This window comes from Streptococcus pseudopneumoniae, from assembly GCF_001072375.1.
GTDB lineage: Bacteria > Bacillota > Bacilli > Lactobacillales > Streptococcaceae > Streptococcus > Streptococcus pseudopneumoniae_L.
Map to the genome: position 1 here is coordinate 18,799 of NZ_JVKV01000099.1, position 13,871 is coordinate 32,669.

Below are 13,871 nucleotides of genomic sequence, written 5' to 3' on the forward strand. Positions count from 1 at the left end.
ATATAAGGTAGAGGTATGAACCGTTTTAAAAAATCAAAATATATCATTGTTCTATTTGTCGTTGTATTAGTAGTATCCGTTTTTTTAGTAACAACACAATCAAGTGCAGTTGTGACAAAAGCTGGAGATGGCATTTCATTAGTCGATAGAATAGTGCAAAAGCCTTTTCAATGGCTATCTTCCGTAAAATCTGATTTAGGTCGTTTGACCAGAACTTATAACGAGAATGAAACTCTCAAAAAAGAACTCTATCAGATGAAGAAGGAAACGAATGAAGCAGACAGTCTGAAGGAAGAGAATGAGCAACTGCGTCAGTTATTAGATATGAAGTCAAAATTGAATGCAACCAAGTTGATTGCTTCTGACGTCATCATGAGAACTCCTGCAACTTGGAAACAAGAGTTGACAATTGATGCAGGTTCTCAACAAGGTGTGACCAGTAATATGCTTGTGATTGCTGGTGGGGGACTGATTGGAAGCGTGGGAAAGGTTGAAGATAACTCTACTGTGGTCAACTTATTGACCAACGCGGAAAATACGGAGAAAATCTCTGTTAAAATCCAACACGGTTCTACTAGTATATATGGCATTATCATTGGGTACGACAAAGAAAAAGACTTGCTTAAAATAAGCCAGTTAAATAGTAGTAGTGATATCAGCCAAGGAGACAAGGTAGTTACAGGAGGTCTGGGCAACTTTAAAACTACAGATATTCCCGTAGGGGAGGTTGTATCAGTTACCCATAGTAGTGACTATCTAACAAGAGAAGTTATGGTTAAACTCCATGCTGATCCAATGAATCTAAAAGTCGTAGAGTTAGTGGGGAATCCATCATGAGACTGTTGAAGCAGATAGGGATGTTTTTACTCTTGCCTATAGTTGTCTTAATAGACAGTCATTTAGGGCAATTTGTAAATAGTTTTTTTCCACATTTTCAAATTGTGAGCCACTTTATCTTCATCTTCTTGTTGTTTGAAACAATAGAAGTATCTGAGTATCTATTTTTAGTTTATTGCTTATTTATTGGTCTTATATACGATATTTATTTTTTCCATTTAGTAGGGATTGCTAGTCTTCTTTTTGTGATTATTGGTGCAATCATTTATAAAAATAATGCGATCATTTTCTCAAATAGATGGACTAGACTATTAGCTATTTTAATGATGACTTTCTCTTTTGAATTTGGTAGTTTTCTTCTAGCGCAAATGATTGGTTTAACTGCTGAAAGTATAACAGTTTTTATCGTTTATGGTCTAGTTCCGTCAATGATATTAAACTGTCTCTGGATGTTAGTTTTCCAGTTTATTTTTGAAAAAATATATCTATAAGAAAGAAACAAAACTGTAATAAAGGCGTAATATTTATTAAGCCTTTTTTTGATATACTAGTATTGTCTTAAAAGAAGGAGTATTTACACTTATGAAGAAAAAAATCCTAGCATCACTTTTGTTAAGTACAGTATTGGTCTCACAAGGAGCTGTTCTTTCAAGTGTTAAAGCAAATACAACAGATGAAAAGATTGCTGCTCAAGATAGTAAAATTAGTAACTTGACAGCTCAACAGAAAGAAGCTCAAAAACAAGTAGACGAAATTCAAACTAAAGTTTCAGCTATTCAATCAGAGCAAGAAAAATTACAATCTGAAAACGAAAAACTTCAAGAAGAATCTAAAAAACTTGAAGGTGAAATCGCAGAGCTTTCAAAAAACATCGTAGCACGTAACGAATCGCTTGAAAACCAAGCTCGTAGCGCACAAACGAACGGAACTGCTACAAGTTACATTAATACGATTATTAACTCTGACTCAATCACAGAAGCTATTTCTCGTGTAGCAGCTATGAGTGAAATCGTATCAGCAAACAATAAAATGTTGCAGCAACAAAAAGAAGATAAGAAAGCTATCTCTGAAAAACAAGTTGCAAACAACGAAGCAATCAATACAGTCATTGCTAACCAACAAACGCTTGCTGACGATGCTCAAGCTTTGACAACAAAACAAGCAGAATTGAAAGTAGCTGAGTTAAATCTTGCAGCTGAAAAAGCTACAGCAGAAAACGAAAAAGCTAGCTTGCTAGAGAAAAAAGCAGCAGCAGAGGCAGAAGCTAAAGCAGCAGCGGAGGCAGAAGCAGCATATAAAGCTAAACAAGCAAGTCAACAACAAACAGTTGCTGCTTCAGCTAACACAACTTTTGCTGCCCAAGTACAAGCAACTTCGAGTTCTTCATCAGCTTCATCGTCAGATGATGATTCAAGCTACACACCTGCAGTAACTACTGTAAGTCAACGACCAACTTATAGTTCAAATGCTTCAAGTTACCCTACAGGTCAATGTACATGGGGTGCTAAGACTTTGGCTCCATGGGCTGGTGATTATTGGGGTAATGGTGGTCAGTGGGCTACTAGTGCAGCAGCAGCAGGTTTCCGTACAGGTTCTACACCACAAGTTGGTGCGATTGCTTGTTGGGATGATGGTGGATATGGACACGTAGCGGTTGTTACAGCTGTTGAATCAACAACGCGTATTCAAGTTTCAGAATGTAACTATGATGGTAGCGGAACTCAACCAATCGGAAATTATCGTGGATGGTTTAATCCTACAGCATCACGTGGTACAGTAAGATACATTTATCCAAACTAACATATTAATTATTATTAAATTTAGGGTGAGGTTTTATTAATCTCACCCTTTGTATAGTATTGATAAGAAATTTTCATCAGAATGTTTTTGTCATTATAGAATGAAAGATGGGATAAAAATTATCAGATATGTAGCTAGAATAAATATGTTTATCAAACGAAATAAAAACTAGAGTTTAAGAGAGTTGGTACTGGAATTATGTTTACTTATAAAATGAATGTTGATGTTCAAGAGTGGGATTTATTTTTGAAAAATCATCCTCAAGGGAATTTATTGCAGAGTAGTGATTGGGCCAAGATAAAGGATACTTGGGGGAATGAGAGAGTTGGATTTTATAAAGAGAATCAACTAGTTGGAGTAGCGAACATCTTAATTCAGCCTCTTCCATTAGGATTTTCCATGTTCTATATTCCAAGAGGCCCAGTTATTAATTATGAAGATAAAGAACTTCTGAAATTTGTGCTTTTAACATTGAAAAAACTTGCTAAAAAAAGCCATGCAATAATGGTTAAATTTGATCCAAGTTTGTTTATCAGTCGAAGTCTTATCGACCAAGAAACTATTCAAAATTCTAAAACTTTTGAAATTGTTGAGGAATTGCAAAAAAACAAAGTTCATTGGACAGGTTTGACAAAGGATATGGCAGAAAACATACAACCTCGTTTTCAAGCTAATATTCATAAAGAAAACTTCTCGTTGGATCAACTATCCAAGTCTACTAGACAGGCAATCCGAACTGCAAGAAATAAAGGATTGGAAGTAAAATTCGGTGGACTCGACTTATTAGATGAATTTTCATTTTTAATGAAGAAAACAGAGTCTCGTAAGAATATCAGTTTACGAGGCAAAGATTATTATCAGAAGTTACTGACTACTTATCCTGATCACTCTTTTATCACACTGAGCTATTTAGATTTACCTAATAGACTGAAAGAAGTTGAGCAGCAACTCGAAAAGAATCTTAAAATAGCGCAGAAATTTACTGATAAAACGAAAGAAGGCAAAATAAAAGAGAATCAGCAAGAGAGAAAACGATTAGAGGAAGAAATTTCTTTTCTTAAGAGCCATATTGATAGAGGAGACAGTGTTGTTCCATTGTCTGGAACTTTAACCATTGAATTTGGGAAAACTTCTGAAAACTTATATGCTGGAATGAATGAGGAATTTAGACATTATCAACCTGCTATTCCTACATGGTTTGAGACTGCTCAACATTCATTTGAACGTGGGGCAGAAACTCATAATATGGGAGGAATTGAAAATAATTTAGAGGGTGGGTTATTTAATTTTAAATCTAAGTTTAATCCCACTATCGAGGAATTTGCTGGTGAGTTTAATTTCCCAACTAGCTCATTGTATTTCTTGTTTAATATAGCCTATAAAATTCGTAAGAAACTTCGAAGTAGCAAGTAGAAAGTCAAAAACTTATTGTCAAGTTTAATCTTTAGTAATTGTTTTTTTGATAACATAGAGTATGAAGATATGACACTTGCTATAAAAAAATATAAAGTAGATTCTTTCATATCAAAACATTTAAGCTATCAACTCGAAATATTTTGTATTTATCTGAATCTCAACATAAGCGGTTATTGCACATTTAGCAGTAACAATTTATGTTGGGATATTTTTTATTTAAAGTGAATAAATTTTTTTAAAATTTCAGTTGGGAAGTTAGGTTATGAAGGAAAAACTAGCAAAATTACTTGAAAAAAAAGCTTAACTATGATACAATGTAACTTGTCGTGTAAACGATAATACTCATTCTTGATGAATTGTGAAGCTGTTGCCTTCGGGTCGTTTTGCAAGCTGAAATCAAGAAGAGGAAAAAAACAAAAAGGAGAAATACTCATGGCAGTAATTTCAATGAAACAACTTCTTGAGGCTGGTGTACACTTTGGTCACCAAACTCGTCGCTGGAACCCTAAGATGGCTAAGTACATCTTCACTGAGCGTAACGGAATCCACGTTATCGACTTGCAACAAACTGTAAAATACGCTGACCAAGCATACGACTTCATGCGTGATGCTGCAGCTAATGATGCAGTTGTATTGTTTGTTGGTACTAAGAAACAAGCAGCTGACGCAGTTGCTGAAGAAGCAGTACGTTCAGGTCAATACTTCATCAACCACCGTTGGTTGGGTGGAACTCTTACAAACTGGGGAACAATCCAAAAACGTATCGCTCGTTTGAAAGAAATCAAACGTATGGAAGAAGATGGAACTTTTGAAGTTCTTCCTAAGAAAGAAGTTGCACTTCTTAACAAACAACGTGCACGTCTTGAAAAATTCTTGGGTGGTATCGAAGATATGCCTCGTATTCCAGATGTAATGTACGTAGTTGACCCACATAAAGAGCAAATCGCTGTTAAAGAAGCTAAAAAATTGGGAATCCCAGTTGTAGCGATGGTTGACACAAACACAGATCCAGACGATATCGATGTAATCATCCCAGCTAACGATGACGCTATCCGCGCAGTTAAGTTGATTACAGCTAAATTGGCAGATGCTATCATCGAAGGTCGCCAAGGTGAAGATGCTGTTGCAGCAGTTGAAGCAGAATTTGCAGCTTCAGAAGCTCAAGCAGACTCAATCGAAGAAATCGTTGAAGTTGTAGAAGGCGACAACGCTTAATTCATATAAATAGTAATTACCTAGGAGGGCGGGGCTTAGCCCGGCTCTCCTATTTTTAAAAAATATAGGAGAATCAAAATGGCAGAAATTACAGCTAAACTTGTTAAAGAGTTGCGTGAAAAATCTGGTGCTGGTGTTATGGACGCTAAAAAAGCATTGGTTGAAGTTGAAGGCGATATCGAAAAAGCGATCGAATTGCTTCGCGAAAAAGGTATGGCAAAAGCAGCTAAGAAAGCTGACCGTGTTGCTGCAGAAGGTTTGACTGGTGTTTATGTTGATGGTAACGTTGCAGCAGTTGTTGAAGTAAATGCTGAAACTGACTTCGTTGCTAAAAACGCTCAATTTGTTGAGTTGGTAAACGCAACAGCTAAAGCGATTGCAGAAGGAAAACCAGCTAACAACGAAGAAGCTCTTGCTTTGACAATGCCTTCAGGTGAAACTCTTGAAGCGGCTTATGTGTCTGCAACAGCAACTATCGGAGAAAAAATCTCATTCCGTCGCTTTGCTTTGATTGAAAAAACAGATGCACAACACTTCGGAGCATACCAACACAACGGTGGACGTATCGGTGTTATCTCTGTAATCGAAGGTGGAGACGAAGCACTTGCTAAACAAATTTCAATGCACATCGCTGCTATGAAACCAACAGTTCTTTCATACAAAGAATTGGATGAGCAATTTGTTAAAGATGAGTTGGCACAATTGAACCACGTTATCGACCAAGATAATGAAAGCCGTGCTATGGTTGGTAAACCAGCTCTTCCACACTTGAAATATGGATCAAAAGCTCAATTGACTGATGAAGTGATTGCTCAAGCTGAAGCTGATATTAAAGCTGAGTTGGCTGCAGAAGGCAAACCAGAAAAAATCTGGGATAAAATCATCCCAGGTAAAATGGATCGTTTCTTGCTTGACAACACTAAAGTTGACCAAGCATACACACTTCTTGCACAAGTTTACATCATGGATGACAGCAAGACAGTTGAAGCTTACCTTGAATCAGTTAACGCTTCAGTAGTTGAGTTCGCTCGCTTTGAAGTTGGTGAAGGTATCGAAAAAGCTGCAAACGACTTTGAAGCAGAAGTTGCAGCTACAATGGCAGCAGCCTTGAATAACTAATAAAAAAGTAAGGAAGCTAATTTGCTTCCTTTTCTTTTGTTAGAGGGGATTCATAGGAATCCTTTTTTATTTTAAAAGATAAACAAAAAGCCCTATACAAGGGCTTAGTGTATTTAGGAGACTATACTTCGAATTCATAGAGTGCTGTAGATAGGTAACGTTCTCCGTTATCTGGTGCAAGCGCAAGGACTTTTTTACCTGCTCCAAGTTTTTTAGCGACTTCAATTGCTGCATAGATAGCTGCTGCAGAAGAAATACCGACTAAGAATCCTTCTTTTCCACCGATTTCACGGCCAAGTGCAAGAGCATTATCTGATGTTACACGAACGACACCATCGTAAGCTTTTGTATCAAGTGTATCTGGAATGAATCCAGCAGAGATACCTTGAATTTTGTGAGGACCTGGCTTTTCACCAGACAAGATAGCTGACTCGTCTGCCTCAACAGCAAAAACTTGAATGTTTGAGTTAGCAGTTTTAAGAGCATGAGAAACACCAGAAATAGTTCCTCCAGTACCAACACCAGCAACAAATGCGTCTAAACCATCAGCTCCGAAATCAGCTAGAATTTCAGCTCCTGTTGTTCTTTCGTGAACCTCTGGGTTAGCTTGGTTATTAAACTGTAATGGTAGGAAACCATCACGCTCAGCAGCAATTTCCTGCGCTTTTGCAATTGCACCTTTCATTCCTTCGCTACCAGGAGTGAGGACTAGTTCAGCTCCATAAGCTTGGATAATTTTACGACGTTCCACGCTCATTGTTTCAGGCATAACGATAACAACTTTGTAACCTTTAGCGGCACCAACCCATGAGAGACCAATACCAGTGTTCCCACTAGTTGCTTCTACAATAGTAGAACCAGGTTTAAGTTTACCTTCTTGTTCTGCATTTTCAATCATACTTAGGGCGATGCGGTCTTTAACGGATGATCCTGGGTTAAAAGCTTCAAGTTTTACATAAACATCTGCTGCACCTTCGGGTACAATGTTGTTTAATTTAACAATCGGTGTTCTACCGATGAGTTCTGTGATATTGTTATAAATAGCCATATTAGCACCTCTTTGTATAAGATGCTACTAGTATAACGCTAACTTTAATTTTTGTAAAATATAGAAATCCTATCGGAGTGATAGGATTTTTTTATATCAGTGATTTAAATCATTAATATTTAAACGATTGTGATAAGCTAATTCAAATAGATAAGTGTAAAGAGGTACGATATCTGTTTTCTTTGGAAATTCAAATTTGTGAGAGTTAAAGTGTTCGTTATGAGCTTTTAAAAAGGCATTTTCTAAGTAAGTAATCGTAATCTCACTATCATCAATCCCAAGACCAGCGGTCTCCATCTCAACATTGACAATGTTCATGAGGAAAATTGATTTGATAGACATCTTACGTCCGGTTGCCCCTTGTTTATCTGTAAAGATGATACGGATGTTTGTAAAGATAATTGAGTCACGAATGAGTTTATATCCGCTTTGAATTTCTTCGTTCTCTAATAAATATTGTCCAAACTCCTTTGTAAGAGCCTCTTTATTTTGTTCACTGAAGTTTCCAGCCAGTCCCTGAATTAATCTTCCAAAAGCCATTTGATATTTCCTTTCTTTACGATAGGTTTACAGGTGCTTCAACTTCACGTAAACCTTTGTCAGTTAGAGTAACTTTTCCATTGAAAAATTCGATGAGATCAGCCTTTATACCGTCTTTCTTTTCTTTGTCAATGAAAATCATAGTATCAACTTGATCTGTAAAGTTTGTCTCTAATTCTATGAGATTATGCTCTTTAAGAAAATTCCCATATTCTTGATACTGGGCATAGGTCATGTGAATCTGTATCCCTGCTTGCTCTTTGATTTCAATAATGCCAATTTCCTTAACTGCTAGGGCAACACTACCAGCATAAGCGCGAATCAAACCACCAGCCCCTAGTTTGATACCACCAAAATAACGAGTAACTACAACACAGACATTAGTAAGGTTGTGATTCTCCAGAACTCCTAGCATAGGAACGCCAGCAGTCCCACTAGGTTCTCCATCATCACTAGTTCGCTTGATTTCACTACGCTCACCGACAATAAAAGCAGAGCAGTTGTGGGTAGCTTTATAGTGTTCTTTTTTAATAGTTGTGATAAAATCACGAGCCTCTTCCTCACTATAGACACGTTTGGCATGACAGATAAAGCGTGATTTTTTGATTTCTTCTTGGACTTGTCCGTCCTCTTTTATAGTTCTGTATTCCATATTTTTATTGTACTAAAAAATAGCGTAAAGTTCTACATTTTACGAATAAAGAAATATGAAAGTAAATCCAAATTATCTCGGTCGCCTTTTTACCGAGCAAGAATTAAGTCATGAGGAGAGACAACAAGCAAAACAAATTCCATCCATGAAAAAAGAAAAGGGTCAACAATATTGTCAGCGTTGTGGTAGTCAGATAGAAGAAGAATGGCATTTGCCTATTGGTGCTTTTTATTGCCGAGAATGCTTGATTATGAAGCGAATAAGAAGTGATCAAAATCTCTATTATTTTCCGCAAGAAAGGTTTCCACAGCAAGATGTACTAAAATGGTCAGGTCAACTGACTCCATTTCAAGAGCGGGTATCACAAGGACTCCTTCAGGCGGTAGATAAGAGGGAGGCTACCTTGGTACATGCAGTGACAGGAGCTGGTAAGACTGAGATGATCTACCAAGTTGTTGCCAAGGTGATTGATCAAGGTGGAGCTGTTTGTTTGGCCAGTCCACGAATTGATGTTTGCCTAGAGCTCCATAAACGATTACAAAATGATTTTGCATGTGAGATTGCGCTACTACATGGGGAGTCAGATCCCTATTTTCGTACACCTTTAGTTGTAGCAACCACTCACCAACTATTAAAATTTTATCAAGCTTTTGATTTATTGATTGTGGATGAAGTGGACGCCTTTCCTTATGTTGATAACCCAGTACTTTACCATGCTGTCAACAATTGTGTAAAGGAAAATGGATTGAGAATATTTTTAACAGCAACGTCAACTGACGAGTTAGATAGAAAAGTTAAACAAGGGGAGTTAAAGCGTCTTAGTTTACCTCGTCGTTTTCATGGAAATCCTCTCATTGTTCCCAAGCCAATCTGGTTATCGCATTTTAATAGATATTTAGAAAAAAATGACTTACCTCCAAAATTAAAACTTTACATTGAGAAACAGAGAAAGACGGCCTATCCCTTACTAATCTTTGCCTCTGAGATTAAAAAGGGAGAAAAGTTAAAAGAAATTTTGCAGGAGAAGTTTCCGAATGAGAAAATAGGCTTTGTATCCTCAATTACGGAAGACCGATTAGAGCAGGTACAGGCCTTTCGAGATGGAGAGTTAACGATATTAATAAGCACAACTATATTAGAGCGTGGAGTTACCTTCCCTCGTGTAGATGTTTTTGTGGTGGAAGCCAATCATCAACTCTTTACCAAGTCAAGTTTAGTACAAATTGGTGGGCGAGTTGGAAGAAGCATGGATCGTCCTACTGGAGAACTGATATTTTTCCATGACGGATTCAATCTGTCCATTAAGAAAGCCATAAAGGAGATTAAGCAAATGAATCAGGAGGCAGGAGTATGAAGTGTTTATTGTGTGGTAAAAGCTTGCAAACAGAGATAACTTTTACTAACCTGCTCTGTTTTAAAAAGGAGGAGGAACTAGTTTGTGAATCCTGTATTTCGTCTTTCGAGAGCATTGGTGGTAATCATTGTCCTACTTGTTTTAAAAAAGGAATGTCAATCATCTGTCAAGATTGTCAATTTTGGTGTAAAAAAGGTGTAAAGGTTGATCATGTGGCTCTTTATTCCTATAATCAGGCTATGAAAGAATATTTTAGTCGCTATAAATTTGATGGTGATTATCTTCTTAGAAAGATATTTTCTGAGATATTGCAAAAAGAGTTAAAGAAGTATAAGGACTATCATATTGTGATTGTTCCTCTGAGTTACCAGCGTTTAAAAAGCAGAGGATTTAATCAAGTTGAAGGTTTGATAAAGGAGACAGGGTTAACATATCTGGATATTTTGGTTAAAAAAGAAGTGGAGGCTAGTTCTTCAAAAAATCGATCTGATCGTTTACTTACAGAGTTTCCATTTTTATTGAAAGATGGCGTGAAGCCCCCAGAAAATATCTTACTCTTTGATGATATTTATACAACTGGAACTACCTTGAATCGTCTTAAAAGTATGCTATTAGAGGCTGGTTGTCAGAATATTAAAACTTTTTCCCTCGCAAGATAAGGAAAAAGTTTGCAAAAAAAATATGAAAGCGTTATAATATAGTTAGAAAAACAAATATGTTTAGAAAGAAGGTACTTATATGATTAAATATAGTATCCGTGGTGAAAACCTAGAAGTAACAGAAGCAATTCGTGATTATGTAGTTTCTAAACTCGAAAAGATCGAAAAATACTTCCAAGCAGACCAAGAATTGGATGCACGTGTTAACTTGAAAGTTTACCGTGAAAAGACTGCTAAAGTAGAAGTAACTATTCCGCTTGGATCTATTACTCTTCGTGCAGAAGATATTTCTCAAGATATGTACGGCTCTATTGATTTGGTGACAGATAAGATTGAGCGTCAGATTCGTAAAAACAAAACTAAAATTGAACGTAAGAACAGAAATAAAGTATCTACAAGTCAACTCTTTACAGATGTTTTAGTTGAGGACTTAGATGTAGCACAACCAAAAGTTGTTCGTTCAAAACAAATTGATTTGAAACCAATGGATTTGGAAGAAGCTATCTTACAGATGGATTTATTGGGACATGATTTCTTTATCTATGTAGATGTTGAAGATGAAACAACAAATGTTATTTATCGTCGTGAAGATGGAGATATTGGTCTTCTAGAAGTTAAATAATCAAAAAAATTAGTCTTTGAAAGTGGTTTACACTAGTGTAAACCACTTTTTAGTTTGGATGTTTTACTATTATTTGAAAATAGTGTTTCCTCTTTAAAAGTCGCATTTTGGCTACATTTATGGTATAATAATGCGCAAGAGGTTTGTAATGAAAAAAAATGAAATAAATCCCTTTTTTATGTATCTGATTGCTATAGTAACCTTTACGATTATGACCATTTTGATTGTGTTAGTAAAGGATAATCTGATCACTATAGCAAGTCTATTTTTATTTATCGTATTCTATGTTCTGCTATTTAATTTCCAGAAAAAATATTACAAAAAAACGGATATCGAGCAAATCCAGTATGTCAATCATCAGGCTACGGACAGTTTGAGTGCCCTCCTAGAGCAAATGCCTGTCGGAGTTGTTAAATTAAACATGAACAGCAGTGAGATTGAATGGTTCAATCCCTATGCGGAATTAATTTTAACAACTGAGGATGGAGAAATTGATTTTCCTCAATTTCAAAAGATTTTAAAGAGTTCGATTTCTACTCCAGGGGCTTATGCCATTATTGGGGAGAAACGTTATGCAGTGCATTTAGATAGAAATTCAGGTGTCTTATACTTTTTTGATGTTTCTGGTGAGTATGAGGCGACTGCTGAGCTTGTGACAAGTAGACCGGTAATCGGGATTATCTCAGTTGATAACTATGATGATTTGGAAAATGAAACGTCTGAATCAGACATTAGTCATATTAATAGCTTTGTTGCAAATTTTGTTTCAGAATTTGCTGGGAAACATGCCATGTTTTCTCGTAGAGTGAGTATGGATCGGTTTTATCTATTTACTGACTACACTGTACTTGATCACTTGATGCAGGATAAGTTTTCTGTAATTGATACCTTTCGTGAGGAAGCTAAGCAACGGAATTTACCACTAACGATGAGTATAGGAGTTTCCTATGGTGATGGGAATCATGACCAGATTGGGAAGGTTGCTCTCCTCAATCTCAACTTAGCCGAAGTTCGTGGTGGTGACCAAGTAGTTGTAAAAGAGAATGATGAAACCAAAAATCCAATCTACTTTGGAGGCGGTTCAGCAGCATCTGTTAAACGAACTCGGACACGAACTCGTGCCATGATGACAGCTATCTCAGACAAACTTAAAAGTGTTGATCGAGTTTTTGTTGTTGGTCATAAGAATCTGGATATGGATGCTCTTGGCTCAGCGGTTGGGATGCAGTTGTTTTCGAGTAATGTTCTAGAAGATAGTTATGTGGTTTATGATCCTACACAGATGTCTCCAGACATTGCTCGAGCTATCAACTATTTGGAAGAGGAGGGTGTTTCAAAACTTCTTCCTTTAGGACAGGCTATGACAATGGTTACCAAACGTTCTTTGCTTGTGATGGTTGACCATTCCAAGACAGCTTTAACCCTATCCAAAGAGTTTTATGACTTGTTTACCCAGACGATTGTTATTGACCATCACCGTCGGGACCAAGATTTTCCAGATAATGCGGTCATTACCTATATTGAGAGCGGTGCTAGCAGTGCCAGCGAGCTGGTTACGGAGTTGATTCAATTTCAAAACTCTAATAAGAAACGTTTGAGTCGCATTCAGGCTAGTGTTCTTATGGGGGGAATGATGTTGGATACTAAAAATTTCACCTCTCGGGTAACTAGTCGAACTTTTGATGTTGCAAGTTATCTCAGAACGAGAGGGAGTGATAGCATTGTCATTCAGGAAATTTCGGCCACTGATTTTGAAGAATATCGATTGGTAAATGAACTCATTTTGCAGGGGCAAATGGTACAGCCATCAATCCTGGTTGCTCAAGCTTTGGAGGATAAAGAGTACGATACGGTTGTTATTAGTAAGGCTGCTGATGCTATGCTTGCCATGTCTGGTATAGAGGCCAGCTTTGTAGTTGCTAAGAATAGTCAAGGAGCAATCTCCATTTCTGCGCGAAGCAGAAGTAAGATCAATGTCCAGCGAATTATGGAAGAGTTAGGTGGCGGTGGTCACTTTAACTTAGCTGCGGCACGTTTGACAGATATGAGCCTGCAAGAAGCAGGAGATAAACTGAAAACAGTTATTTTTAATGAAACAAAAGAAAAGGAGTCAGAAGAATGAAAGTAATCTTTTTAGCAGATGTTAAAGGTAAAGGGAAAAAAGGTGAAATTAAGGAAGTGCCAACTGGATATGCACAAAACTTTTTAATTAAGAAAAACCTTGCTAAGGAAGCTACAGCTCAAGCCATTGGTGAGTTGCGTGGTAAGCAAAAATCAGAAGAAAAAGCACATGCAGAGATGCTTGCAGAAGCGAAGGAAATTAAAGCAAAACTGGAAGCAGAAGAAACAATCGTTGAGTTTGTCGAAAAAGTTGGTCCAGACGGACGAACTTTTGGGTCAATTACTAACAAGAAGATTGCAGAAGAATTGCAAAAACAATTTGGTATTAAAATTGATAAACGCCACATTCAAGTTCAATCACCAATCCGAGCAGTTGGTTTGATTGATGTTCCGGTTAAGATTTATCAAGATGTAACAAGTGTAATCAATCTTCGTGTCAAGGAAGCTTAATTTACGATTGGTTGACAATATTGTAAAAGGAAGGAAAG

The 13,871-nt window shown here is 36.9% G+C and carries 14 protein-coding genes; 11 read left to right on the plus strand and 3 right to left on the minus strand.

Annotated features, from left to right (window positions below; genetic code table 11):
• Positions 1–15: 15 nt before the first annotated feature.
• The 6 genes from mreC to tsf all read left to right on the plus strand — a co-directional run bounded on the left by mreC (position 16) and on the right by tsf (position 6,387).
• Positions 16–837 (plus strand): rod shape-determining protein MreC, encoded by an 822-nt coding sequence (gene mreC / locus ADH31_RS07725; RefSeq protein WP_049509967.1) that lies wholly within the window; start codon positions 16–18, stop codon positions 835–837.
• The gene (gene mreD, locus ADH31_RS07730; RefSeq protein WP_049509969.1) at positions 834–1,328 is read left to right on the plus strand and encodes a rod shape-determining protein MreD; all 495 of its coding nucleotides are present in this window, start codon (positions 834–836) and stop codon (positions 1,326–1,328) included. Before mreC ends, mreD begins: the two co-directional genes overlap by 4 nt.
• A gap of 91 nt (positions 1,329–1,419) precedes the next feature.
• Positions 1,420–2,637: a peptidoglycan hydrolase PcsB gene (pcsB, locus tag ADH31_RS07735; protein WP_049509971.1), complete on the plus strand. Its 1,218-nt coding sequence runs from the start codon at positions 1,420–1,422 to the stop codon at positions 2,635–2,637.
• Between the two features lie 198 nt (positions 2,638–2,835).
• On the plus strand, positions 2,836–4,050 hold the full coding sequence (locus tag ADH31_RS07740) for an aminoacyltransferase (protein ID WP_049509974.1): 1,215 nt from the start codon (positions 2,836–2,838) through the stop codon (positions 4,048–4,050).
• A 435-nt stretch (positions 4,051–4,485) separates the two neighbouring features.
• The gene (gene rpsB, locus ADH31_RS07745; protein ID WP_000268462.1) at positions 4,486–5,268 is read left to right on the plus strand and encodes a 30S ribosomal protein S2; all 783 of its coding nucleotides are present in this window, start codon (positions 4,486–4,488) and stop codon (positions 5,266–5,268) included.
• A gap of 78 nt (positions 5,269–5,346) precedes the next feature.
• Complete coding sequence (tsf, locus tag ADH31_RS07750) at positions 5,347–6,387, plus strand: translation elongation factor Ts (RefSeq protein WP_000808094.1); 1,041 nt, start codon at positions 5,347–5,349, stop codon at positions 6,385–6,387.
• A 121-nt stretch (positions 6,388–6,508) separates the two neighbouring features.
• Here the strand turns inward: tsf and cysK are convergent, their stop codons facing one another.
• The 3 genes from cysK to ADH31_RS07765 all read right to left on the minus strand — a co-directional run bounded on the left by cysK (position 6,509) and on the right by ADH31_RS07765 (position 8,627).
• Positions 6,509–7,435, minus strand: coding sequence for a cysteine synthase A (gene cysK, locus ADH31_RS07755; protein ID WP_049509975.1), 927 nt, complete (start codon positions 7,433–7,435; stop codon positions 6,509–6,511).
• A gap of 96 nt (positions 7,436–7,531) precedes the next feature.
• Positions 7,532–7,975 carry a PH domain-containing protein gene (locus ADH31_RS07760; RefSeq protein WP_049509977.1) on the minus strand — a complete coding sequence of 148 codons (444 nt, stop codon included), beginning with the start codon at positions 7,973–7,975 and terminating at the stop codon, positions 7,532–7,534.
• A 16-nt stretch (positions 7,976–7,991) separates the two neighbouring features.
• A complete protein-coding gene (locus ADH31_RS07765; protein ID WP_000456747.1) occupies positions 7,992–8,627 on the minus strand; it encodes a YigZ family protein in 636 nt (211 codons plus the stop codon).
• Positions 8,628–8,682: 55 nt separating this feature from the next.
• On the opposite strand from ADH31_RS07765, the gene ADH31_RS07770 reads away from it, so the two are divergent.
• From ADH31_RS07770 to rplI, 5 genes are all read left to right on the plus strand, one after another.
• The gene (locus ADH31_RS07770) at positions 8,683–9,981 is read left to right on the plus strand and encodes a DEAD/DEAH box helicase (protein WP_000867727.1); all 1,299 of its coding nucleotides are present in this window, start codon (positions 8,683–8,685) and stop codon (positions 9,979–9,981) included.
• Positions 9,978–10,640: a ComF family protein gene (locus ADH31_RS07775; RefSeq protein ID WP_000649950.1), complete on the plus strand. Its 663-nt coding sequence runs from the start codon at positions 9,978–9,980 to the stop codon at positions 10,638–10,640. Before ADH31_RS07770 ends, ADH31_RS07775 begins: the two co-directional genes overlap by 4 nt.
• Positions 10,641–10,719: 79 nt before the next feature.
• A complete protein-coding gene (hpf, locus tag ADH31_RS07780) occupies positions 10,720–11,262 on the plus strand; it encodes a ribosome hibernation-promoting factor, HPF/YfiA family (RefSeq protein WP_049509978.1) in 543 nt (180 codons plus the stop codon).
• A 148-nt stretch (positions 11,263–11,410) separates the two neighbouring features.
• Entirely contained in the window at positions 11,411–13,384 is a 1,974-nt protein-coding gene (locus ADH31_RS07785; protein WP_000739181.1) for a DHH family phosphoesterase, read from the plus strand.
• Entirely contained in the window at positions 13,381–13,833 is a 453-nt protein-coding gene (gene rplI / locus ADH31_RS07790; protein WP_000864204.1) for a 50S ribosomal protein L9, read from the plus strand. Before ADH31_RS07785 ends, rplI begins: the two co-directional genes overlap by 4 nt.
• Positions 13,834–13,871: the final 38 nt, after the last annotated feature.

Bases quoted from the DNA above. Each gene is read 5' to 3' on its own strand.
- pcsB (WP_049509971.1), top strand. From the start codon at position 1,420: ATGAAGAAAAAAATCCTAGCATCACTTTTGTTAAGTACAGTATTGGTC.
- ADH31_RS07760 (WP_049509977.1), bottom strand. From the start codon at position 7,975: ATGGCTTTTGGAAGATTAATTCAGGGACTGGCTGGAAACTTCAGTGAA.
- ADH31_RS07765 (WP_000456747.1), bottom strand. From the start codon at position 8,627: ATGGAATACAGAACTATAAAAGAGGACGGACAAGTCCAAGAAGAAATC.
- tsf (WP_000808094.1), top strand. From the start codon at position 5,347: ATGGCAGAAATTACAGCTAAACTTGTTAAAGAGTTGCGTGAAAAATCT.
- ADH31_RS07770 (WP_000867727.1), top strand. From the start codon at position 8,683: ATGAAAGTAAATCCAAATTATCTCGGTCGCCTTTTTACCGAGCAAGAA.
- mreD (WP_049509969.1), top strand. From the start codon at position 834: ATGAGACTGTTGAAGCAGATAGGGATGTTTTTACTCTTGCCTATAGTT.
- cysK (WP_049509975.1), bottom strand. From the start codon at position 7,435: ATGGCTATTTATAACAATATCACAGAACTCATCGGTAGAACACCGATT.
- ADH31_RS07785 (WP_000739181.1), top strand. From the start codon at position 11,411: ATGAAAAAAAATGAAATAAATCCCTTTTTTATGTATCTGATTGCTATA.
- ADH31_RS07740 (WP_049509974.1), top strand. From the start codon at position 2,836: ATGTTTACTTATAAAATGAATGTTGATGTTCAAGAGTGGGATTTATTT.
- hpf (WP_049509978.1), top strand. From the start codon at position 10,720: ATGATTAAATATAGTATCCGTGGTGAAAACCTAGAAGTAACAGAAGCA.
- rpsB (WP_000268462.1), top strand. From the start codon at position 4,486: ATGGCAGTAATTTCAATGAAACAACTTCTTGAGGCTGGTGTACACTTT.
- mreC (WP_049509967.1), top strand. From the start codon at position 16: ATGAACCGTTTTAAAAAATCAAAATATATCATTGTTCTATTTGTCGTT.
- rplI (WP_000864204.1), top strand. From the start codon at position 13,381: ATGAAAGTAATCTTTTTAGCAGATGTTAAAGGTAAAGGGAAAAAAGGT.
- ADH31_RS07775 (WP_000649950.1), top strand. From the start codon at position 9,978: ATGAAGTGTTTATTGTGTGGTAAAAGCTTGCAAACAGAGATAACTTTT.